Origin of the sequence: Streptomyces sp. B6B3, from assembly GCF_039871525.1 — a bacterium.
GTDB lineage: Bacteria > Actinomycetota > Actinomycetes > Streptomycetales > Streptomycetaceae > Streptomyces.
The window spans coordinates 15418-37014 of sequence record NZ_JBDPLU010000041.1 but is presented as its reverse complement, the minus strand read 5'-3'; the positions used below and the strand labels follow the sequence as shown (position 1 = coordinate 37014).

The 21597-nt window shown below is 74.5% G+C and carries 19 protein-coding genes, 5 tRNA genes and 1 pseudogene; 16 read left to right on the top strand and 9 right to left on the bottom strand.

The window, feature by feature from the left end; all coding sequences use genetic code 11:
• Window positions 1-114 precede the first annotated feature (114 nt).
• From ABGB06_RS38545 to ABGB06_RS38525, 5 genes are all read left to right on the top strand, one after another.
• Window positions 115-711 carry a GNAT family N-acetyltransferase gene (locus ABGB06_RS38545; protein ID WP_347600106.1) on the top strand — a complete coding sequence of 199 codons (597 nt, stop codon included), beginning with the start codon at window positions 115-117 and terminating at the stop codon, window positions 709-711.
• 61 nt (window positions 712-772) lie between these two features.
• Entirely contained in the window at window positions 773-2017 is a 1245-nt protein-coding gene (gene cbiE, locus ABGB06_RS38540; RefSeq protein ID WP_347600103.1) for a precorrin-6y C5,15-methyltransferase (decarboxylating) subunit CbiE, read from the top strand.
• A gap of 191 nt (window positions 2018-2208) precedes the next feature.
• Window positions 2209-5289 (top strand): nicotinate-nucleotide--dimethylbenzimidazole phosphoribosyltransferase, encoded by a 3081-nt coding sequence (gene cobT / locus ABGB06_RS38535; protein ID WP_347600101.1) that lies wholly within the window; start codon window positions 2209-2211, stop codon window positions 5287-5289.
• 199 nt (window positions 5290-5488) lie between these two features.
• A complete protein-coding gene (cobA, locus tag ABGB06_RS38530; RefSeq protein ID WP_347600098.1) occupies window positions 5489-6742 on the top strand; it encodes a uroporphyrinogen-III C-methyltransferase in 1254 nt (417 codons plus the stop codon).
• Window positions 6739-7569: an RNA methyltransferase gene (locus tag ABGB06_RS38525; RefSeq protein ID WP_347600095.1), complete on the top strand. Its 831-nt coding sequence runs from the start codon at window positions 6739-6741 to the stop codon at window positions 7567-7569. The genes cobA and ABGB06_RS38525 overlap by 4 nt, the downstream gene beginning before the upstream one ends.
• A gap of 66 nt (window positions 7570-7635) precedes the next feature.
• On the opposite strand, the gene ABGB06_RS38520 is transcribed toward ABGB06_RS38525, so the two are convergent.
• Window positions 7636-8787: a serine/threonine-protein kinase gene (locus ABGB06_RS38520; protein ID WP_347600092.1), complete on the bottom strand. Its 1152-nt coding sequence runs from the start codon at window positions 8785-8787 to the stop codon at window positions 7636-7638.
• Window positions 8788-9120: 333 nt separating this feature from the next.
• Here ABGB06_RS38520 and ABGB06_RS38515 point away from each other — a divergent pair, with 333 nt between their 5' ends.
• On the top strand, window positions 9121-9291 hold the full coding sequence (locus ABGB06_RS38515) for a hypothetical protein (protein ID WP_347600089.1): 171 nt from the start codon (window positions 9121-9123) through the stop codon (window positions 9289-9291).
• Window positions 9292-9460: 169 nt separating this feature from the next.
• Here ABGB06_RS38515 and ABGB06_RS38510 read toward each other — a convergent pair.
• From ABGB06_RS38510 to ABGB06_RS38495, 4 genes are all read right to left on the bottom strand, one after another.
• Window positions 9461-9535, bottom strand: a tRNA-Val gene (locus tag ABGB06_RS38510).
• A gap of 17 nt (window positions 9536-9552) precedes the next feature.
• Window positions 9553-9627 (bottom strand) — tRNA-Val (locus tag ABGB06_RS38505).
• A 1-nt stretch (window position 9628) separates the two neighbouring features.
• Window positions 9629-9699 (bottom strand) — tRNA-Cys (locus ABGB06_RS38500).
• A gap of 22 nt (window positions 9700-9721) precedes the next feature.
• Window positions 9722-9794: transfer RNA gene (locus ABGB06_RS38495), tRNA-Gly, on the bottom strand.
• A 166-nt stretch (window positions 9795-9960) separates the two neighbouring features.
• Here ABGB06_RS38495 and ABGB06_RS38490 point away from each other — a divergent pair.
• From ABGB06_RS38490 to ABGB06_RS38480, 3 genes are all read left to right on the top strand, one after another.
• Window positions 9961-11043: a chorismate-binding protein gene (locus ABGB06_RS38490; RefSeq protein ID WP_347600086.1), complete on the top strand. Its 1083-nt coding sequence runs from the start codon at window positions 9961-9963 to the stop codon at window positions 11041-11043.
• Window positions 11018-11842 (top strand): aminodeoxychorismate lyase, encoded by an 825-nt coding sequence (locus tag ABGB06_RS38485; RefSeq protein ID WP_347600083.1) that lies wholly within the window; start codon window positions 11018-11020, stop codon window positions 11840-11842. Before ABGB06_RS38490 ends, ABGB06_RS38485 begins: the two co-directional genes overlap by 26 nt.
• Window positions 11843-11982: 140 nt before the next feature.
• Window positions 11983-12828 (top strand): GNAT family N-acetyltransferase, encoded by an 846-nt coding sequence (locus tag ABGB06_RS38480; protein ID WP_347600080.1) that lies wholly within the window; start codon window positions 11983-11985, stop codon window positions 12826-12828.
• On the opposite strand, the gene ABGB06_RS38475 is transcribed toward ABGB06_RS38480, so the two are convergent.
• Window positions 12801-13328 (bottom strand): DsbA family protein, encoded by a 528-nt coding sequence (locus ABGB06_RS38475; protein ID WP_347600077.1) that lies wholly within the window; start codon window positions 13326-13328, stop codon window positions 12801-12803. The genes ABGB06_RS38480 and ABGB06_RS38475 overlap by 28 nt on opposite strands.
• A gap of 83 nt (window positions 13329-13411) precedes the next feature.
• Between ABGB06_RS38475 and ABGB06_RS38470 the strand changes: the two genes are divergently transcribed.
• Entirely contained in the window at window positions 13412-13816 is a 405-nt protein-coding gene (locus tag ABGB06_RS38470) for a hypothetical protein (protein WP_347600074.1), read from the top strand.
• A gap of 151 nt (window positions 13817-13967) precedes the next feature.
• Window positions 13968-14150 (top strand): hypothetical protein, encoded by a 183-nt coding sequence (locus tag ABGB06_RS38465; protein ID WP_347600071.1) that lies wholly within the window; start codon window positions 13968-13970, stop codon window positions 14148-14150.
• 40 nt (window positions 14151-14190) lie between these two features.
• Here the strand turns inward: ABGB06_RS38465 and ABGB06_RS38460 are convergent, their stop codons facing one another.
• Both ABGB06_RS38460 and ABGB06_RS38455 read right to left on the bottom strand, forming a co-directional pair.
• Window positions 14191-14763 carry a CGNR zinc finger domain-containing protein gene (locus ABGB06_RS38460; RefSeq protein WP_347600068.1) on the bottom strand — a complete coding sequence of 191 codons (573 nt, stop codon included), beginning with the start codon at window positions 14761-14763 and terminating at the stop codon, window positions 14191-14193.
• A gap of 191 nt (window positions 14764-14954) precedes the next feature.
• Window positions 14955-15368 carry an SsgA family sporulation/cell division regulator gene (locus ABGB06_RS38455; RefSeq protein WP_003959770.1) on the bottom strand — a complete coding sequence of 138 codons (414 nt, stop codon included), beginning with the start codon at window positions 15366-15368 and terminating at the stop codon, window positions 14955-14957.
• Window positions 15369-15577: 209 nt separating this feature from the next.
• Between ABGB06_RS38455 and ABGB06_RS38450 the strand changes: the two genes are divergently transcribed.
• From ABGB06_RS38450 to ABGB06_RS38435, 4 genes are all read left to right on the top strand, one after another.
• A complete protein-coding gene (locus ABGB06_RS38450) occupies window positions 15578-16045 on the top strand; it encodes an SRPBCC family protein (RefSeq protein WP_347600009.1) in 468 nt (155 codons plus the stop codon).
• Window positions 16046-16095: 50 nt separating this feature from the next.
• A tRNA-Val gene (locus ABGB06_RS38445) sits at window positions 16096-16167 on the top strand.
• Window positions 16168-16297: 130 nt separating this feature from the next.
• Window positions 16298-18277 carry a threonine--tRNA ligase gene (thrS, locus tag ABGB06_RS38440; protein ID WP_347600007.1) on the top strand — a complete coding sequence of 660 codons (1980 nt, stop codon included), beginning with the start codon at window positions 16298-16300 and terminating at the stop codon, window positions 18275-18277.
• A gap of 40 nt (window positions 18278-18317) precedes the next feature.
• Window positions 18318-18875: an HIT domain-containing protein gene (locus tag ABGB06_RS38435; protein WP_347600005.1), complete on the top strand. Its 558-nt coding sequence runs from the start codon at window positions 18318-18320 to the stop codon at window positions 18873-18875.
• 28 nt (window positions 18876-18903) lie between these two features.
• On the opposite strand, the gene ABGB06_RS38430 is transcribed toward ABGB06_RS38435, so the two are convergent.
• Window positions 18904-20574 carry a hypothetical protein gene (locus ABGB06_RS38430; protein ID WP_347600003.1) on the bottom strand — a complete coding sequence of 557 codons (1671 nt, stop codon included), beginning with the start codon at window positions 20572-20574 and terminating at the stop codon, window positions 18904-18906.
• A 283-nt stretch (window positions 20575-20857) separates the two neighbouring features.
• Between ABGB06_RS38430 and pgsA the strand changes: the two are divergent.
• Window positions 20858-21493: pseudogene (gene pgsA / locus ABGB06_RS38425) on the top strand (phosphatidylinositol phosphate synthase); the annotation flags it as partial.
• Window positions 21494-21597: the final 104 nt, after the last annotated feature.

Sequence of the window (21597 nt, the reverse complement as noted above, 5' to 3'; positions counted from 1 at the left end):
CCCCCGCGGCCCGGGCACCCGGGGGGGCCGCGGGGGGGGGGGGGGCCCCCGACGCTGCGCTCCGCCACCGGATACTGCATGCTGTCCCCTCAGAAACGAGGTAGGGAGCGGCGCATGACATCCACCTTCCCCGACATCACCATCAGCACGGACCGGCTCGTGCTGCGCCCGTTCGAGGAAGCGGACATCCCCGAGCTCGCCGAGATGATGAACGACGAGCTCACGGCGGCCTGGACCAGCGTCCCGCACCCCTACACCCGCCTCGAGGCGCGGGACTGGATCCTCCGCCGCGCCCCGGCCGAACGCACCGAGGGCCGGGGCATCGTGCTCGCCGTCACCGAGTTCTTCACCCACCGGCTCGTCGGCAGCGTGCACCTGATGAACACCAACTGGCACACGCTGGCCGCCGAGGTGGGCTACGTCGTCGCCCCCTGGGCCAGAGGCGAGGGCTACGCCGCCGAGTCGGTGCTGGCCACCGCCCAGTGGCTGTTCCGGGACCAGAAGTTCGAGCGCCTGGAGCTGCGCACGGCAGCCGGCAACACCGCGTCCCAGCAGGTCGCCCAGAAGATCGGCTGCGTCAGCGAGGGCATCCTGCGCAACGCCCTGATAGTGCGTTCGCGCACCGAGGACGGCGGTTGGACGGACATCCGCACCGATCTGATCGTCTGGGGTCTGCTGCCCGAGGACCTGGAAGACTCCCCGGGGCACTGACCGCGCGCGGTAGGCTCATCGCGTCCCTCGACCTGCGACGAGTCCAGGAGCGCCGAAGACCATGGCCGACCGCGTCACGGTGATCGGATGGGATGGCTCCCCCCTCGATCCCCCGGCCCGGGCGGCGTTGAAGGCGGCCACCCTCGTCGCCGGAGCCCCACGCCACCTGGGACTGCCCGAAATCCCGCCGCACGCCGAGCGGGTGCAGCTCGGCAGCATCTCGCTGGCCGCCCGCCGCATCGCCGCGCACCGCGGCACCGCCGTCGTCATCGCCGACGGGGACCCCGGCTTCTTCGGCGTGGTCCGCACCCTGCGGGACCCCGAACACGGCCTTGAGGTCGAGGTGGTGCCCGCCGTCTCCGCCGTCTCCGCGGCCTTCGCCCGCGCCGGTATGCCGTGGGACGACGCCCGGGTGGTGGTCGCCAGCCGGCGCACCCTGCGGCGCGCGGTCAACGTGTGCCGCGCTCACCCCAAGGTGGCGGTGCTCACCGCGCCGGGCGCGGGACCGGCCGAGATCGCCCTGCTGCTCGGCGACGTGCACCGCACGTTCTTCATCTGCGAGGAGTTGGGCACCGAGCGGGAGCGCGTCTCCGTGCTCACCTCCGACACCGTCTCCCAGTACCGGTGGAACGACCCCAACGTGTTGATCGTCGTCGGCGGCGCCGGCGCCGCGCCGGCGGCCTCGCCCGCCGGCGGCTGGCTGGCCGGTTCGGGGCCCGGCGGGGACTCGGGACCGCGCGGCTGGGGGCTCGAACCGGCCGCGTACAACCAGCCGGCGCGCACCCGGGGCGTACCACCACCGGGGCAGGACCCGCAGTTGCGCGCCCTCGCGCTCGCGGCGCTCGGCCCCGGGGTCGGGGACCTGATGTGGGACATCGGCATCGGCGGCGGCCTCGCCGCCGTGGAGGCGGCGCGGCTCGGGGCGGCGGTCGTCGCCGTGGACCGCGACGCCCGCGCCTGCGCGTTGGCCGACGAGACGGCGCGGCGGCTGGGGCTGCAGCTGCACATCGTGCACGGCGCGGCGCCGCAGGCGCTGGACGATCTGCCGGAGCCCGACGTGGTGCGGGTCGGCGGCGGGGGCCAGCGCACGCTGGTGGCCTGCGCCGACCGCCGGCCGCTGCGCATCGTGACGCACGCGCTGACGCGCGACGAGGCCGAGGCGGCGGGCCGGGTGCTGGGCGAGGCGGGCTACGAAGTGCGGTGCACGCTGCTGCAGTCCGTGGACCTGGAGACCCGGGGCTGGACCGAACAGGGCCGAACGGTCGTGTTCCTGCTCGTGGGCAGTCGCCCGCCGACGCCCCGGTGACAAACAGGGACCATCCGGGGTCACTCGCGCACCCCTGACCGGCGGCCGGCGCACTCCCGGGTAGGCTGATGGATCGTTGTGCCGGCGCCTCGACTTGATGGTTCATCCGTCAATGTCCGGGATGTGACGGCGCGGCGGGCGCGGCGCACCCGCCGTTTGGAAGGAGCACAACCGATGGGCGAGGGGTACGCATGACGGACACCAGCCAGCTTCCGGAGGGTGGACAGCCGGAGCGGGCGGGAGCCCGGCCGGAAGAGCCGGCGCCGCCGGCGCAGTCGGGAGTCCTGGTCGCGGCACCGGCGTACCCCTTCCCCGAGCCCGCGGAGGAGCCGGGCGACGGCGAGGACGAGGACCTGCTCATGCCGCCCGCCAGCGGCGCCTGGGGCGACGGCGTGCTGGCCGCCCCGCAGCCGACGCCCGAGCAGCCCGCCGCCCGGCCCGAGGCCGGTGCCGCTCCCACGTCCGCCACGCCGCCCGCCGGCACCGCGCCCGGCGCGATCCCGGTGCCGCCGCCCCTCGTTCCCGCGGGGATGCCCGTCCCGCCCGCGCCCGTCCCGCCCGCGCCGTCGGCTGCCGCGCCGACCGTTCCGGCGCCGTCCGCTGCCACGCCGCCCGCCTCGGCGACGCCGCCGCAGGGCACCCCCGCGCCCGCCGCACCGGCGGCCGTCGCCGTTCCGTCCACCGTTCCGCCCGTGACCTCGGCGACCCCGCCGCAGGGCACTCCGGTGCCCGCCGCGCCGGCCGCCGCCGTTCCCTCCGCGACCCCGACCGTGACCCCGCCCGCGACGTCGGCCACCCCGCCGCAGGGCACCCCGACGCCCGCCGCGCCGGTCGCCGTTCCGCCGGTGACCTCGGCGACCCCGCCGCAGGGCACCCCGGTGGCCGCCGCGGCCGCGGCGCCCGCCGTCACCAGCACACCGGCGCACGGCACACCGGCCCCGGTCCCCGAGCAGCTGGCCCCGCCGGCCGCCGTCGCCCCCGAACCGCCCGCGCCCACCACCCCCGAGGAGCCGGCGAACGGCGAGGGCGCGCCGCCGGCGGAGGCCGTCGCCCCCGGCACCCCGCCGCACGGCACGCCCACGCAGACGCCGCCGGTCGGGACGCCCGAGCCGGCCGTGCCCACGCAGGCCGCCACCCCGGCCGTCGAGCCCACCGCGCCCACCGGAACGCCGCCGCAGGGCACCCCCACGCCGCAGCCGACCCCTGCGGCGACGCCGCCGCACGGCACCCCCGTCGCCGCCGCGCCGCCCGCGCCCCCGGCTCCCGGCGCCACCGCCACACCGGCGCACGGCACGCCGGCCGCGGGCGTTGCCGTGGAGCCGGTGCCGGCCGCCGCGCCCGCCGCCTCCGCACCGGTCGCGCCCGAGCCCGTAGCGGTCGCCCCGCCGCAGGCCGGCGACGCCGCCACCGAACCGTCCGCCGCCCCGGCGACCCCGCCCGAGCCGGCGGCCGCGCCCGGCGAGTCCGCCGGGCCGCCCGAGGCCGCGCCCACGCCCCCGCAGCTGACCGCGGTGCCGGTCCAGGCCGGCGCCTGGCAGTCACCGGCCCCGGCCTTCCCCGCCGCGGAACGCGAGGCCGTGCACCGGCTGATGCGCGAACGCCGCGACGTGCGCGAGGGCTTCCGGCCCGACGCCATCCCCAACGACGTGCTGCTCCGGGTCCTGGAGGCCGCCCACACCGCTCCCACCGTGGGCGTCTCGGAGCCCTGGGACTTCGTCATCATCCGGTCGCCCGAGACCCGGCAGGCGGTGCACGAGCTGGCCGCCCGGCAGCGCGAGGCGTACGCCAGATCGCTCCCCAAGGCCCGCGCCCGGCAGTTCAAGGAGCTCAAGGTCGAGGCGATCCTCGACACCCCGGTCAACATCGTGGTCACGGCCGACCCCACCCGTGGGGGGCGGCCGGCGCACGACCCGCGCACGCAGCCGCAAATGGCGCCGTACAGCGCCGCGCGCGCCGTGGAGAACCTCTGGCTCGCCGCCCGCGCCGAGGGCCTGGGCGTCGGCTGGATCAGCTTCTTCGACGAGCGCGAACTGGTCGGCGTCCTCGACCTGCCCGACCACCTGGAGATCGTCGCCTACCTGTGCGTCGGCTACGTGGACGAGGCTCCCCAGGAGCCGGAGCCCGCGCCCGGCGGCGCGGCCCAACGCCGCCCGCTGTCCTGGGTGGTGCACGAGGAGTCCTACGGCCGCCGGGCGCTGCCCGGCGCCGAGCCGCACGACCTGCTCAGCGAGACGCTCGCGGAGATCCGACCGCTGGACGCCCAGGCGCTGGGCGAGGCGTGGGAGCGGCAGAAGCGCATGACCAAGCCCGCCGGCTCGCTGGGCGCCCTGGAGGTCATCTCCGCGCAGCTCTGCGGCCTGGCCAGGAGCTGTCCGCCGCCCGTGCCCGAGCCCGCCGCCGTCGCCGTCTTCGCCGGGGACCACGGCGTGCACGCCCAGGGGGTCACCGCCTGGCCGCAGGAGGTGACCGGCCAGATGGTGGCCAACTTCCTCGGCGGGGGAGCGGTCTGCAACGCCTTCGCCAACCAGGTGGGCGCCGAGGTCTGCGTCGTCGACGTCGGCGTGCGCGGCGAACTGCCCGCCACCCCCGGCCTGATGCCGCGCAAGGTGCGCGCCGGCACCGCCGACTTCACCGTCGGCCCCGCGATGAGCCGGCAGGAAACGCTGCGCGCCGTCGAGGTCGGCATCGAGACCGCCCGCGACCTGGTCGCGGCCGGCCACCGGGCGCTCCTCACGGGCGAGATGGGCATCGCCAACACCACCGTCTCGGCCGCCCTCATCGCGGTCTTCGCAGGCGCCGAGCCCGCCGAGGTCACCGGCCGGGGCACCGGCATCGACGACGAGACGCACGCGAGGAAGATCGACGCGGTGCGCCGCGCGCTGCGCCTGCACCAGCCGGCGGCGGACGACCCGCTGGGCGTCCTGGCCGCCGTCGGCGGCTTGGAGCACGCCGCGCTCACCGGCTTCGTCCTCGGCGGCGCCTCGCTCCGGGTCCCGGTGATCCTGGACGGCGTCAGCGCCGGCGCCGCCGCCCTGGCCGCCCGGGCCATGTCGCCGGAGGCCGTCTCGGTGTGCATCGCCGGCCACCGCAGCGCCGAGCCCGGACATGTCGCGGCCCTCACCGCCCTCGGCCTGCGCCCTCTGGTCGACCTCGACCTGCGGCTGGGCGAGGGCACGGGCGCGCTGCTCGCCCTGCCGGTGGTGCAGAGCGCCGCCCGGGCGCTCCGCGAGGTCGCCACGTTCGACTCCGCCGGGGTCACCGACAAGAACTGACCCCGGCGCCGCCCGGCGCCCGCGGCTCCCTTGACGGGGCCGCGCGCCCGGGCGCGCCGTAAGGTGAGTGAGGGGACGTTCCCCGCGACCCCAGCACCAGCGTCCCCACCCGTACCGCCTCCTGCACCACCGAGCCGCTCCAGCGCCGCAGCGGCGTTCGGCACGTGATCCGCCCAGCGCCGAGGAGCCCGCAGCGCCGATGTCCGAGAACCCCGCATACCCCGTTGGACTGCGCCTCACCGGCCGCCGTGTCCTCGTGCTCGGCGGCGGCAGCGTGGCGCAGCGGCGGCTGCCCGCGCTGCTCACCGCAGGCGCGGACGTCCGGCTGGTCGCCCCCGCGGTCACCCCCTCCGTGCAGGCCATGGCCGAGGCCGGGGAGCTGTCCTGGGAGCGCCGCGGATACCGGTCGGGGGACCTCGACGGCGCCTGGTACGCGCTGATCGCCACCGACGACCCGGCGGTCAACGCCGCCGCCTCCGCCGAGGCCGAGGAGCGCCGGGTGTGGTGCGTGCGCAGCGACGACGCCGCGGCGGCGACCGCCTGGACCCCGGCCACCGGACACAGCGACGGGGTGACCGTCGCCGTGCTCACCGGCAACGATCCCCGCCGCTCGGCCCGGGTCAGGGACGCCGTGGTCGAAGGGCTGCGCGAGGGCACGCTGGCCGCGCCCCGCCTGCGCCACCGGGTGCCGGGCGTGGCCCTGGTCGGCGGCGGCCCCGGCGACCCCGACCTGATCACGGTGCGCGGGCGGCGGCTGCTGGCCGAGGCGGACGTGGTGATCACCGACCGCCTCGGGCCCCGCGACTTGCTCACCGAACTGCCCCCGCACGTCGAGGTGATAGACGCCGCGAAGATCCCCTACGGGCGGGCGATGCACCAGGACGCCATCAACGCCGCGCTGATCGAGCACGCCAGGGCCGGCCGGGCGGTGGTCCGGCTGAAGGGCGGCGACCCGTACGTCTTCGGGCGCGGCATGGAGGAGGTCGAGGCCCTCACGGCCGCCGGCCTCCAGGTCACGGTGGTGCCGGGCGTCACCAGCGCCGTCAGCGTCCCCGCCGCCGCCGGCATCCCGGTCACCCACCGCGGCGTCACGCACGAGTTCGCGGTCGTGTCCGGCCACCTCGCGCCGGACGACCCGCGCTCCCTGGTCGACTGGCCGGCGCTGGGCCGGCTGCGCGGCACCCTCGTCCTGCTGATGGCCGTGGAGCGGATGGGCGCCATCGCCGACGCCCTGGTGCGGCACGGCCGGGCGCCCGACACCCCCGTCGCGGTCGTCCAGGAGGGCACCACCGCGGCCCAGCGCCGCCTCGACGCAACCCTCGGGACCGTGGCCGAGCGGATCGCCGCCGAGGACGTCCGGCCGCCGGCCGTCATCGTGGTCGGCGAGGTCGCGCGGCACGGCCCGTGGGCGCCGGCGGCCGGTGCCGAACCACGCCCGGTGGGCCGGGCGTGACGGCCTACCAGACGGTCACCGACCCAGGGGACCCCCGCCTCACCGACTACGCCGACCTCACGGACGTCGCCCTGCGTACCGTGCGGGAGCCCGCCGAAGGCCTGTTCATGGCCGAGGGCGAGAAGGTCATCCGCCGGGCGCTGGACGCCGGCTATCCGGCCCGTTCGCTGCTGCTGACGCCGCGGTGGGCGGACGCCATGCGGGACGTGGTCGAACGGGCTGGCGCGCCGGCGTACCTGGTCAGCCCGGAACTGGCCCGGCAACTCACCGGCTACCACGTGCACCGCGGCGCCCTGGCCGCGATGCGGCGTCGGCCGCTGCCCGACCCCGGACGCCTCCTCGGCCCCGGCGGCCCGGGGCCGGACGGGCCACCCCGCCGGGTGGCGGTGCTGGAGGACATCGTGGACCACGCCAACGTCGGGGCCGCGTTCCGGTCCGCCGCCGCGCTCGGCGTGGACGCGGTGCTGGTCACGCCGCGCTGCGCCGACCCGCTGTACCGGCGCTCGGTCAAGGTCTCGATGGGCGCCGTGCTCCAGGTCCCGTGGACCCGGCTCGACCCGTGGCCGGCGGGCGTCGAACTGCTCCGCGCGGCGGGGTACGTCACGGCCGCGTTCGCGCTCGGCGAGGGCGCCCTGACGCTCGACGAACTGGCGGAGCGGCGCCACCCCAGGCTGGCCCTGGTGTTCGGCACGGAGGGCGAGGGACTCCGCCCCGCCACCCTCGCCGCCGCCGACCTGGTCGTCCGGATCCCGATGAGCGCCGGCGTGGACTCGTTGAACATGGCCGCGGCCTGCGCCGTGGCCTGTTACGCGACCCGGCCGCGCTGAGCCGGGCCGAACTCGGCCCGGGCGCACTCAGCCCGGGCGGGCCGGCGCGGCGGGGCCCGACCGACGTCAGACCGGACCCTGACAGCCCTGCGCGGCGGCGATCCCCAGCGCGACCAGCAGGGTCACGGTGACGAAGATCACCAGCCGCTGGCGGAGCAGCCGACGATCCACGCCGCGCGCCGGCTCGGGACGCCGGGCGGGCCCGCTCCGCCCCGTGCGGGGCCGCGGCCGGGCGGACCGCGCCGGCTGGGAAGAACCCGGGCCGGCCCGGCGAGGGCCCGTCCGGTCCGCGGCCGACACCGGCCCCGAGGCCGACGCCGATCCCGATCCCGATCCCGAGGCCGACGCCGTCGGGGTCGGCGTCGGACGGTGCCCGACCGCCGGCTGGCTCACGCCGCGCGCCTCCCGGGTCGCGATCTCCTTGAGTCGCAACGACAGCTGCAGCGTGCTCGGCCGCTCCTTGGGCGACTTGGCGAGACACGAGCGCAGCAGCGGCGCCAGGGCAGCCGGCACGCCCCGCAGCTCCGCCTCCTCGTGCACGACCCGGTACAGCATCACCTCGGAACTTCCCTGCCCGAACGGCGAGTCGCCGAGCGCCGCGTACGCCAGCGTGGCGCCGAGCGAGAAGACGTCGCTGGCCGGGGTGACCGGCTGCCCGCGCACCTGCTCGGGTGCGAGGAAACCGGGGGAGCCCACCGCCGTGCCGACGTTGGTCAGCGTGCTCGCGCCGGTGGACCAGGCGATGCCGAAGTCGATGATCCGCGGACCCTTCGGCGACAGAAGGATGTTCGAAGGCTTCAGGTCGCGGTGCACCACGCCCGCCTCGTGCACCGCCACCAGTCCCTCGGCGAGCGCCGCACCGACGGCCGCCGTCTCGGCGGCGGCCAGCGGGCCGCGCTCCATCACCCGGTCGTGCAGCGAAGGTCCCGGCACGTACTGGGTGGCGAACCACGGCCGGGGCGCCTCCAGATCGGCGGCCACCAGCCGCGCGGTGCACCCGCCACGGATCCGCCGTGCCGCCGACACCTCGCGGGCGAAGCGAGACCGGAACTCCTGGTCCTCGGCGAGCTCGGGCCTGATGACCTTCAGCGCCACCCGCTGGCCGCGCCGGTCGGAGCCGAGGTACACCACGCCCATGCCGCCCGCCCCCAGCCGCCGGTGCAGCCGGAACGTGCCGACGACTCGCGGGTCCTCCCGACGGAGCCGCATCATCGCCATGTCTACCTCGCTGCCCGGTTCTTGTCCTGGTCACAGCTTACGGACTGCCCGGCCGGCGCGCCCGAAAGGCCGCGCGTCGCCGACCCGGACGAACCGCGGCGGGCGGTTCCCCACCCCCCTGGGGGAAATCCCTGGGTCGCGACCGAGGTGTGTCCACCCTGGGGAGTAGCCCGACCGCGACCGACTCATCCTGCGGGAGGCCCCCAGGTCAGTACGCCGGGCTGACGTGCGGCGCCACCCCCGCGCCTAGTGTTGTCATCAAGCGGCGGGCGTCGCACTCGTCCCCCGAGGTCACCCGCCCGCCGCCCCAAACTCACGACGGGGGAGGGAGAGATGGCGAACACGGCACTACCACAGTCCACCCGGCCGCAGGCCGAGCGGCGTCACCCCTTGGTGGCCGCGGCCATGGTGTTGCCACTGGCCATCGCCCTCGCCGTCGCGTTCGGCGGCGTCGAAGCCGTCGTGACACAGGCGTCGTCCGTTGCCGGAACGCTGGGGCGCTGAGCGGCGCCCCAGGCTCGGGAGAGCGGCCCGGGTCGGGGACAACCGGCGAACAACCCCGTGGGGACGGGGGTACGACGGACGGCAAGAGTGCCCGGGCAGCTGGGGAGCTGCCCGGGCACCATGTACGAGAGGGCCGGAGGAGCAGCAGCTCCTCCGGCCCTCTCGCCTCTGGTGCGCGATACTGGGATTGAACCAGTGACCTCTTCCGTGTCAGGGAAGCGCTCTCCCGCTGAGCTAATCGCGCGCGGCCCACAGAGGGCCTGGTGGACGATACTGGGATTGAACCAGTGACCTCTTCCGTGTCAGGGAAGCGCTCTCCCGCTGAGCTAATCGTCCGAGGTGGAGACGGGATTTGAACCCGTGTAGACGGCTTTGCAGGCCGTTGCCTCGCCTCTCGGCCACTCCACCGACGGGGGACGGGCCCCCTTCGAGCGGACGACGAGACTCGAACTCGCGACCCCCACCTTGGCAAGGTGGTGCTCTACCAACTGAGCTACGTCCGCAGCAGGTCCCGGAGCACCATCCCTGTGCCCCTGGGGACGTCCTGAACCCTACCGGATTCGTGAGCCAGCTCAAACTCCGTATCCAGCCCCGACGCACGCGTGGCCTCGTGCTCCCCGCCGCGGCCATCCCGCCGGGGGCGCGGCCCGGCGGCGTAGACTCGCACGGGTGAACGACCTCGAGCCGCTGGCCCGGCTGGGCGGCGTCCTGGCCACCGGGCTGCTCGACGTCACCGACGACCCGGCGGCCCTGGACTCCGCGGGCTGGTGGGCGGTCGTGGCGCACTACGACGGCGGGCTGGTGTGCGCCCGCTTCCGCGACGTGCGCCCCGCTCCGCCGGCGCCGCGGGAGGGTTGGCGCGGTCCGCGCCCCGACGCCTGGACCAGCTCCCTGGACCGCGCCGGCTACGTCGCCGGCGTGGCCCGGATCCGCGAGCACATCGCGGCCGGTGACGTCTACCAGGTCAACCTCTGCCGGGTGCTCTCCGCCCCGCTGCCGGCCGCGACCGCGTCCGACGTCGACGCCCTCGCCGCCCGGCTCGCCGCCCGCCATCCCGCGCGGCACGCCGGCACCGTCCGGCTCCCCGCGCACGGCGTGGAGGTCGCCACCGCCTCGCCCGAGCTCTTCCTGAGCCGCCGCGGCCGGACGGTGGAGTCCGGGCCGATCAAGGGCACGGGACGCACCGCCGCCGAGCTGACCGAGAAGGACCGCGCCGAGAACGTGATGATCGTGGACCTGGTCCGCAACGACCTGGGCCGGGTCTGCGTGCCGGGCTCGGTCACCGTTCCCGCGCTGTGCCTCCCCGAGCCGTATCCCGGGCTGGTCCACCTGGTCTCCACGGTCCGCGGCGAGCTCGCCCCGGGCGCCGGCTGGCCCGAGCTGTTGGCCGCCGCCTTCCCGCCGGGTTCGGTGACCGGGGCGCCCAAGCCGAGCGCGTTGGGGATCATCGACGCCCTGGAGACGGCGCCCCGCGGCCCGTACTGTGGAGGCGTCGGCTGGGTCGACGCGGACCGCGGGACCGGCGAGCTGGCGGTCGGCATCCGGACGTTCTGGATCGACCGCACGCAGGGGCCCGCGCTGCTGCGCTTCGGCACCGGCGCCGGCATCACCTGGGGCTCCGACCCGGCACGCGAGTGGGCGGAGACCGAGCTCAAGGCGGGCCGGCTGCTCGGGGTAGCGTCGGAGGCGGGGGAGAAGAGCACGAGAACGACCACGGGAGTGCACCTTGGCGCTGATCTGGCTGGACGGTGAACTGCGCGACGCCGACAGCGCGCGGGTCTCGGTCTTCGACCACGGTCTGACGGTCGGCGACGGCGTCTTCGAGACGCTCAAGACCGAACACGGGCGGCCCTTCGCGCTGAGCCGCCACCTGGACCGGCTCGCGGCCTCCGCGACCGGGCTCGGCCTGCCGGAACCGGACCGCGACGAGGTGCGCCGCGCCTGTCTGGCGGTGCTGGAGGCGCACCCGCTCGCGCGCGGCCGGCTGCGCGTGACGTACACGGGCGGGACCGCCCCGCTGGGCTCCGACCGGGGCGAGGCGCCGCCGACCCTGCTGGTCGCCCACGCGGAGGCCCCGCTCCGCCCGGACACCACCGCGGTCATCACCGTGCCCTGGACGCGCAACGAGCGCGGGGCGCTGGCCGGCCTGAAGTCCACCTCCTACGCGGAGAACGTGATCGCGCTGGCTCGGGCCCGGCAACAGGCCGCCTCCGAGGCGCTCTTCGGCAACACCGCGGACCAGCTGTGCGAGGGCACGGGCACCAACGTCTTCGTCGTCCTGGACGGCGAGTTGCACACCCCGCCGCTGTCCTCGGGGTGCCTGGCGGGCATCACCCGCGCCCTGGTCCTCGAATGGGCGGGCGCGAAGGAGACCGAGCTGCCGATGGACTGCCTGGAGCGCGCCGAGGAGGTCTTCCTGACCTCCAGCACCCGGGACGTGCAGGCGGTCCGCCGGGTCGACGACCGGGAGCTGCCCGGCGCCCCCGGGCCCGTGACCGCGCGGGCGATGCGGATCTTCGCCGAACGCGCGGCGGCCGACGTCGATCCCTGACCGGAGGGCGGCCCGGCCGCCGGGCCGTCGAGGCGGGAGCCGAGGCGGAAGTCCGGGCGGGCCGGGCGGGCCGGGCGGGCCAGGCGGGCCAGGCGGGAGGGGAACGGAAAGCTGAACGGGAGCGGAGGGGGAGACCGGCGATGACGACCACCCTGCGGCCCACCGGGCCGGAGGAGCCGACCGCGGACGGCGGCCGGTGCCGGGAGTTCGACGTCTGCGACAACGGCCGCGCCGTGGGAGCGTTGCGGCTCTCCACCGACGAGCGCTTCGGCGCCCGGGTGGGACGCGTCGACGCCCTGTCGGTGGACCCGGCGGAGCGTCGCCGTGGCCGGGCGACCGTCGCGGTCCTGGCCGCCGAGGAGGTCCTGCGGGGTTGGCGGTGCGAACGCGTCGAGGCGCGGGTGCCTGCGTCCGCGGGGGCGGCCCTCGCGCTGGCCGCGGCGCTCGGCTACCTGGAGCGCAACCGCACCATGGCCAAGCGGATCGCCGCGGGACCGCCGTCGCTGCCCGACGGCTACGCGGTGCGCCCGATGACGGAGGCCGACTTCGCGGGCTGGCAGGCCGCCGAGCGCGCCTTCGTGGTGGACGGCTGGACCGGCCTGGGGCTGCCGCGCGCCCAGGCGGAGGACCGCGCCGACGCGGGCCTGCGCCGGTTGCTGCCCGACGGCGTCACCAGCCGGGCGAGCGCGCTCCGGCTGCTCAGCCACGGCGGCGTCGAGGTCGGAGCCCTGTGGGTGGCGGTGCACGGGCAGGCCGTGGACCTCGACGTGGACGGGTACGTCTTCTCGGTCCGGGTGCACGCGGAGCACCGCGGCCGCGGCCACGGGCGCGAGCTGATGCGGGAGGCGGAGCGGATCTGCCACGCGGCCGGCCGGCCGCGTCTGGGCCTGAACGTCTTCGCCGGGAACGCCCCGGCGCTGTCGCTGTACACGTCCCTCGGCTACCAGGCCAGGGACTACTACGTCGCCAAGCCGTTGGGGGGTTGAACCAGCAGGGCCGCGGCGATCCCGGCCACCCGGTCGCGCAGCCCCCGCTGGTCGCGCCCGCCGTCCAGGCGCTCGCCGCCGATCACGTAGGTGGGGGTGCCGGTCACGCCGATGGCCTGGCCCTCGGCCTGGTCCGCGTCCACCACCAGCAGGTGGCGCCCGTCGATCAGCGCGGTGTCGATCTCCTCGGCGTCCAGACCCAGCTCCGCGGCCACCTCGGTGAGCACCTCGGGCCCTCGCTTCGCCAGGTCCGCGCAGCGGGCCAGCAGCGCCGCGCAGTACGCGTCGCCCCGGCCCTGGGCGTAGGCCTCCTCGGCCGCCTGCGCGGCGGCCAGCGCGTGCTGGTGGCCGGGCAGCGGGAAGTGCCGCCGGCGGATCTCCAGCGACTCGCCGAACCGCTCGCGCAGGGCCACCAGGTCGCTCTCGGCGCGGTGACAGTCGGGACACTGGAGGTCACACCACACGTCGAGAACGGCGCGGCGCGGCGTCGGGTCGGTCATGGGCCCAGTCTCTCACCCGGAGATTCCCCTGATCCCGGGTCCGAGCCATGGCCCACCGGCCGGGAGCGCGGCAGGATGGAAACATGTTGACTGGCACCGTTTGCACCCTGATCTCCGCCGCCGGTCTGGGCGTCGCCTTCCTGGTCGCCCGCCGCCGCCGGTACGCGCTGGCCCTGCGCGTGGCGGCCGTCGCGCTGCTGCCGGTGGGGCTGGCGATGACCGGGGTGGTGCAGTTCGTGAGCCACATCACGTTCGACCCGGTGGCCTGGGCCGGTTTCGGGGTGCTGGGCGGGTCGGCGCTGCTGTACCTGGTCGCCCGCCTGGCCGACGGCCGTCGCCGGCAGGGCGGGGCCGCCGCCGACTCCGGCGGTGCCACGCCCGCGCTGCCCGCGAGCCGGCGCCGGGAGGCGGGCTCGACCCCGCGGGGGAACTCCGCGGCGGACGACTTCTCCGACATCGAGGCCATCCTGAAGAAGCACGGCATCTGAGGGCCGGAGCCGGCCAGGGCGTGCGGCGGGGCGGCATCATATCCGGGCATCGCCCGGCGATCTCGAAGAAGTCCGAATAACGTTGAATGACCGGACAAAGAAGGCGTGTTGATCGCGCGCCGGGGTCCGGCTGCGTCATGATCACCGCGACATGGCGCACATCACCAGGGAAACCGCTCCCGATCCCACGAACCAACCAGCCGACACGGCCTACCCCGACCCGGAGAGTCGAGGATGCCTGTACGCGCTGTCCCAGCCGCCGCTGATCCTCTTCCTGACGGTCATCGGCGCCCTGCTGCTCGTCACGGGGGTGCACGACCAGTTTCTGCTGTGATCCCGGCCCGGTGGGGCCGGTGCTCCCGCCGCGGTGGGGCTCAGCCGGTGGGCGCGGGGGCGTCGCGCCGGCGGGCCCGGTAGGCGGCGACGTGCAGCCGGTTCCCGCAGGTGCGGCTGGAGCAGTAGCGGCGCGACCGGTTCCGCGAAAGGTCGACGAAGGCCCGCCCGCAGCCTGGTGCCGCGCAGCGCCGCAGTCGCTCCCGTTCGCCGGCCACCACCAGGAACGCCAGTGCCATGCCGCAGTCCGCGGCCAGGTGGTGCGCGAGGGAGGCGCCGGGCGCGAAGTAGTGCACGTGCCAGTCGTGACCGTCGTGGTCGGTGAGCCGGGGCGTGGTGCCCGCGGCCGCCACCAGCGCGTTGATCAGCTCCGCGGCCGCCGCGTCCGAGTCGGCCGCGAAGACCTCGGTGAAACGGTCGCGCAGCGCGCGCACCGCCCGCAGGTCCGCCGCGTCGAGCCGATCGGTCCGCACGTCGCTGACGTCCTGTTCGCGTACGAAACGCCGCAGCGCGGCGACGTCCGACAGGGCGTCGGGGGCGTCCCCCAGACTCGCGGTGTTGAGCAGGTCCACGGCCTGTTCGAGGGCGCACCGGGTGTCGTGGTTGATCAGCACGGCGGGCCCCCGATCCGGTCTGCGAGCTTCCCACAGCGGACTGTATCGGCTTCCGCCGGGCGCCGCCCGTGCCCCGGCGCACGCGACGGCGCCGCCACGCGGTTCCGCGCGACGGCGCCGTGCCCTGGTGTCCCGTCGCCGGTCCCGCGCCGTCACCCCGAGTCAGACGGCGCGGAGAACCGGCGAGCCTGTCAGCTCTCCGCGAGGATGTGCGAGAGCTCCGTGTCGAGGTCGAAGTGACGGTGTTCGGTGCCGGGTGGGACCGCCGCGTCGGTTCGCTTCAGAAACGACTCGAGGGCCCGCGCCGGGGCCTCCAGCAGGGCTTCACCCTCGGGCGAACTGAGGGCGATGCAGACGACTCCCTGTCCGTGGCTGCGTGAGGGCCACACCCGGACGTCGCCCGTGCCGGTGGGCCGGTGCAGCCCCTCCGCCAGCAGGTCGCGGGCGAACACCCACTCGACGGTTTCCTCGGCTCCGGTGTGAAACGTGGCGTGTACGGCGTACGGATCCGCCGTGTCATACCGCAGCCCCGCGGGTACAGGTAGCGATGACTCGCTCGATACAACGAGGCGCAGGTGCAGCTCGCAGCTGACCGTGGTGTTCATAAGCGCCAGGGCCTTTCGCTCAGTGTGCGCTCGGGGATTCGCACGTCGGCGAAATCGACATGCCACATTCGCCCTGCTTGTAAACGCCTCTGACCCATTTATGCCGTTTAACATCATTCCAATGGACGATTGCCTATATGCGATAAGCCAGCATCTGAATCGTTCCACCACCGAATGTGGTGACACGTCGGAAAAGGAGGGCCGTGGCCGTGCCCGAGTGGAACCGGTATCGATTCCGCAGCGACTGGTGGGTCGACGCCCCGCCGCCCGCCGTCTTCGGGGTGCTGGAGCGCGGCGAGGACTACCCGCGCTGGTGGCCCCAGGTCCGCGAGGCGACGGTCACCGGGCCGGAGAGCGGCCGCTGCCGGTTCCGCTCCGTGCTGCCCTTCGAACTGACCGTCGAGGTCCGGGCGGGCCGCAGGGAGCCGGTCGCGGGCGTGCTCCAGGCCACGCTGACCGGCGATCTGGAGGGCTGGATCCGCTGGACGGTCTCCGCGGAACGCGGCGGCAGCCGGGTGCGGTACGAGCAGGACACCGTGCTGCGCCGACGTCTGCCACGCCGGCTGTCCTGGGTGGCCCGGCCCGCGCTGCGGGCCAACCACGCGCTGATGATGCGGTCGGCGCGCACCGGACTGCGGACCGCCGCCCGGAGTTCGGCCGGAAGACGGTTTGGATGACGGCCGCGGGGACCTGTATGGTTCTCTCCGTGCCGCAGGGCACGACTCCAGGGCGATTAGCTCAGTGGGAGAGCGCTTCGTTCACACCGAAGAGGTCACTGGTTCGAACCCAGTATCGCCCACCCTACGGAAGGCCGGACCGCCTCGCGGTCCGGCCTTCCGCCGTTGCCGCGCCGTCGGTTCCGACCGTCCCGTCACATGTCCCGTCCAGAAGTGCCGCCAGAAGTTCCGTCCATGAGCCAGGAGAGACCGGTGTCCAACATCCGTGTGATCATCCAACGCGATTCCGCGCCGGAAGAACGCGTGGTGGCCACGGGCACGACGGCCGCCGCGCTGTTCGAGGGCGAGCGGTCCGTCGTCGCCGCCCGGGTGAGCGGCGTACTGCGTGACCTGGCTCATCCGTTGGCCGAAGGAGACGAGGTGTCGCCGGTCGAGATCGACTCGCCCGACGGCCTCGACATCCTGCGGCACTCCACCGCGCACGTGATGGCCCAGGCCGTGCAGGAGCTCTTCCCCGAGGCGAAGCTCGGCATCGGCCCGCCGATCAGGGACGGTTTCTACTACGACTTCGACGTCGCCGAGCCGTTCCAGCCCGACGATCTCGCGCGCATCGAGAAGCGGATGCAGCAGATCGTGAAGCAGGGCCAGCGGTTCGCCAGGCGCCCGGTCAGCGACGACGAGGCCCGCGCCGAACTGGCCGACGAGCCCTACAAGCTGGAGCTGATCGGCCTCAAGGGCGCGGCCGCGGAGGCGGCCGAGGGCGCCTCCGCCGAGGTCGGCGCGGGCGAGCTCACCATCTACGACAACCTCGACCCGAAGAGCGGCGAGCGCCGCTGGCAGGACCTGTGCCGGGGCCCGCACCTGCCGGCCACCCGGCTGATCCCCGCCTTCCGGCTGATGCGCAGCGCCGCCGCCTACTGGCGCGGCAGCGAGAAGAACCCGCAGCTGCAGCGGATCTACGGCACCGCCTGGCCGAGCCGGGACCAGCTGAAGGCGCATCTGGAATTCCTCGCCGAGGCCGAGAAGCGGGACCACCGCCGGCTCGGCACCGAGCTGGACCTCTTCTCCATTCCGGAGGAACTCGGCTCGGGCCTGGCCGTCTTCCACCCCAGGGGCGGCATCGTCCGCCGGGTGATGGAGGACTACTCGCGCCGCCGGCACGAGGACGAGGACTACGAATTCGTCAACACCCCGCACCTCTCGAAGGCCCGGCTCTTCGAGACCTCGGGGCATCTGCCGAACTACGCCGAGTCGATGTTCCCGCCCATCGAATTCGAGGGGCAGGACTATTACCTCAAGGCGATGAACTGCCCGATGCACAACCTCGTCTTCCGGGCGCGCGGGCGTTCGTACCGGGAATTGCCGCTGCGGCTGTTCGAGTTCGGCACGGTCTACCGCTACGAGAAGTCCGGAGTGGTGCACGGCCTGACCCGGGCCCGCGGCTTCACCCAGGACGACGCGCACATCTACTGCACGAAGGAGCAGATGCCGCAGGAGCTGGACTCGCTGCTCACCTTCGTGCTCGGCCTGCTGCGCGACTACGGGCTGAACGACTTCTACCTCGAGCTGTCGACCCGCGGCGAGGGCGACAAGTTCATCGGTGAGCCCCAGGAGTGGGAGGAGGCCACCGAGACGCTGCGACAGGCCGCGGGCAAGCAGGGCCTGGAGCTGGTCATGGATCCGGGCGGCGCCGCCTACTACGGGCCGAAGATCTCGGTGCAGGCCAAGGACGCCATCGGCCGCAGCTGGCAGATGTCCACCATCCAGGTCGACTTCCAGCAGCCGAAGCGGTTCGGCCTGGAGTACACGGCGGCCGACGGTTCGCGGCAGCAGCCGGTGATGATCCACCGGGCCCTCTTCGGCTCGATCGAGCGCTTCTTCGCGGTGCTGCTGGAGCACTACGCCGGCGCGTTCCCTCCCTGGCTGGCGCCGGTCCAGGCGGTGGGCGTCCCGATCAGCGACGCGCACGTCCCGTACCTGAGGGAGTTCGCGGCCGAGGCGAAGGCCCAGCGGCTGCGGGTGGAGGTGGACTCCTCCAGCGACCGGATGCAGAAGAAGATCCGCAACGCGCAGCGGTCCAAGGTGCCGTTCATGGTCATCGCTGGCGACGAGGACATGGCGAACGGGGCGGTCAGCTTCCGCTACCGCGACGGTTCGCAGAAGAACGGCATCCCGCGTGCCGAGGCGCTGCGGGAGATCGCCGACGCCGTGGAGCGCCGCGTCCAGGTGTGACGCCCCCTGACCCGGGGCCGCGCCCGGGTCCCCACGCCATATGCTGGCCGGCATGAGCAGCGAGCCGGAGCAGCAGATCGGGGTGGGGACGCCGGACGCCTTCCAGCGCCTGTGGACGCCTCATCGGATGGCGTACATCCAGGGCGAGGGGAAGCCGCGCGGCCCCGGCGCGGAGGACGGCTGCCCGTTCTGCACGATCCCCGGCAAGAGCGACGAGGACGGGCTGATCGTCGCCCGCGGCGCGCACGTCTACGCCGTGCTCAACCTCTACCCGTACACGCCGGGGCACCTGATGGTGGTGCCCTACCGGCACGTGGCGGACTACCCCGAGCTGACCGCGGACGAGACGGCGGAGCTGGCCGAGCTGACCAAGCGGGCCATGGTGGCGATCCGCACCGCGGCGGGCGCGCACGGCTTCAACATCGGCATGAACCAGGGCACCGTGGCGGGCGCGGGCATCGCCGCCCATCTGCACCAGCACGTGGTGCCCCGGTGGGGCGGCGACGCCAACTTCATGCCGGTCATCGGCCAGACCAAGGTGTTGCCGCAGCTCCTCGGGGACACCCGGCGGATGCTCGCCGACGCCTGGCCGGTCTGACGCCCCGGCGCGCCGGCGCCGGGCGCGGTCACATGTTGTACTCGTCGGCCTTCCGCGGGTCCGGTCCCTGCACCTGACCGCCGAGCGCCTGGGAGCGGGCGTCGAAGCGGGTGATGTCCACGCCGTTCTCCTCCAGCACCCGGAACGCGGCGGCGTGCGCCACCCGCAGCACCGGCGTGGCGATGCGCATTATGTCGTCGACCATGAAGCGGTGGTTCCACGGCTTGGTCGCCCAGGTGTGCCGCAGCCCGAACGGCTCGGGCAATTCCAGCGTCCCGCCGAACGCGTCCAGCCGCTTCGGGAACCACGTCAGCGGCGCGCGGGCGGCCAGCCGCACCACCTCCTTGGTGTCGACCAGCGCGTCGGGTCGCTCCACCTGCTGCCAGAACTTGACCGGGTGCCGGACCTTCTTCTTCTTGGCCTCGGGGCCCTTGGAGAAGAAGCCGTGCACGGGTCCCAGGGCGTGCCCCGTGACGTCGATCCGCAGGGTGTGGTGCAGCACGGTCACCTGGATCATCATGGTGACCACCAGCTGGCCGCCCCAGAGCACGAACTGGGTGCCCAGGTAGTGCCGGTCGCCGGCGCCGAGCTGGTCCTCGTTGCAGATCCGCTGCACCTCGATGTTGCTGATGCTGTACCCGTCGGCCGTGGGGCCGTCGGGGCGGCTCACCGAGCCGGCGTCGCCGACGTGCCGCACCACCCAGTGGACCATCGACGGGGTGGGGAAGCCGCCGGTGTGCAGCGGGCCGCGCTCCAGCAGCCGGAGCTGGTCGTGGATCGCGCGGGCCACGTCCCAGCTGCGGAACGGGTCGATGTCCCGGCCCGGGTCCCGGGGATGCAGGTCCTCGGCCAGGTGCCAGGCCCCCCAGCGCGCGCCCATGCCCAGTATCCCCTTGGGGCCCGCGTAGTAGATGAGGTTGCTGTTCTGCTCGGCGGACAGCTTGGCCAGGCCGACCCGCAGTCGCTCGGCCTCCGCGTCGTTGGGGTTCTGCGGGACCGCCTCCGGGATGCGGGCGCCGGCGCCGCCGCCGCCCACCAGGTCGGCCCAGTGCGCCCGCAGGTTCGCCGCGGTGCGCTCGCAGATCTGCTTGGCCCAGAACCAGCCGATGATCGGCGCCGGCAGCATCAGCCACGCGTACAGCTGGAGGATGCCGCCGAACGGCGCCCGCAACAGCAGCAGCCCGATCAGCACGACGATGGCGACCAGCCCGGCCATGCCGAACGCGCCGGCCCTGCGGTCCTGGGATCCGGCGATGGTGCGGCGGAGCTGGAAGAGGCCGAGCCAGATGGCCACGCCCGGCAGGAAGAGCACGCCGAAGACCGCCATCACCACGGTCAGCCGCCGGTCGCGCTGCTTCCGGATGCGCTTGGCGGCAAGGCACTGCTCCACCACCGTCTGCGGCTCGATGCCGAACGACTGGATCAGCGGCTTCCGCCCCTCGTCCAGCATCCGCACCTCGATGGCGCGGGTGAACGCCTCCCCGAGGTTCGGCTCCAGCAGCGAGAAGCGGCCCGGTTTGACCTTGGCCGCGTCGTTGGCGTCGCGTATCGCGTCGGGCGCCACGTCCCGGTAGGCGGCGGAGGCGATCGCCTGGCTTATCCCGCTCTGGCTGTCCGCGCCCGAGAGCGGTACCTGGGCGCCCGGGGCGAAGTCAAAGTCCACGCCCGCCGATTTCCTGAGGTCGTCCAGCGCCGACATGGGTAACCCCCAGCTCGTTGAGCCAGCTCTCGAATCGAACTGCCGTCAGGCCCGTTCCCGGTACGCGGGGCGGGCACACCTGCTGGCGCGTCCGCGGTCGGGGCCGCCCCCGGCCACAACCCCGCCGGGGATCAGCCTATCGGCGGACGGCACCCTCTTGACGCCGGTCGCGGTATCTTCCTCACCCCGGACGCCCCCGACGTCGGCGCGCTCCGGGCCTGGCTACGATGGCCCTGTCGGTGGCCGTGCTTTCACGCGGCCCGCTGCGACCCCTGGGAAGGACATGCTCAACAAGTACGCGCGTGCTTTCTTCACGCGTGTCCTCACGCCGTTCGCCGCCCTCCTGCTGAGGCTGCGGGTGAGCCCGGACACGGTGACCCTGATCGGCACGGCGGGAGTGATGGCGGGAGCGCTCGCCTTCTACCCCCGCGGGGAGTTCTTCTGGGGCACCGTCGTCATCACGCTCTTCGTCTTCTCCGACATGGTGGACGGCAACATGGCCCGCCAGGCCGGCACGTCGAGCCGCTGGGGCGCCTTCCTGGACTCGACGCTGGACCGGCTCGCGGACGCCGCGGTCTTCTCCGGCCTCGCGCTCTGGTACGCGGGCGGGGGCGACGACACGCTGCTCACCGGGGTGACGCTGTTCTGCCTGGCCAGCGGGCAGGTGGTGTCGTACACCAAGGCGAGGGGCGAGAGCATGGGTCTGCCCGTGCGCGTCAACGGCCTGGTGGAGCGCGCCGAGCGGCTGGTCATCACGCTGGTCCTCACGGGCTTCGCCGGATTCGAACGCACCTTCGGCGTGCCGTACATCGACCTGCTGCTGCCGCTGGCGCTGTGGGTGGTCGCGGTGGGCAGCCTGATCACCCTCGTCCAGCGGGTGGTCACCGTCCGCCGCGAGGCCGCCGAGGCGGACGCGGCCGAGACCTTCAAGGACCCCCGGGCCACCGAGAGCCCCGCCGAGCCGGACGGTACGGAAGGTGCGGACGGCACGGAAGGTAGGGACGGCACGGACGACGCCGACGA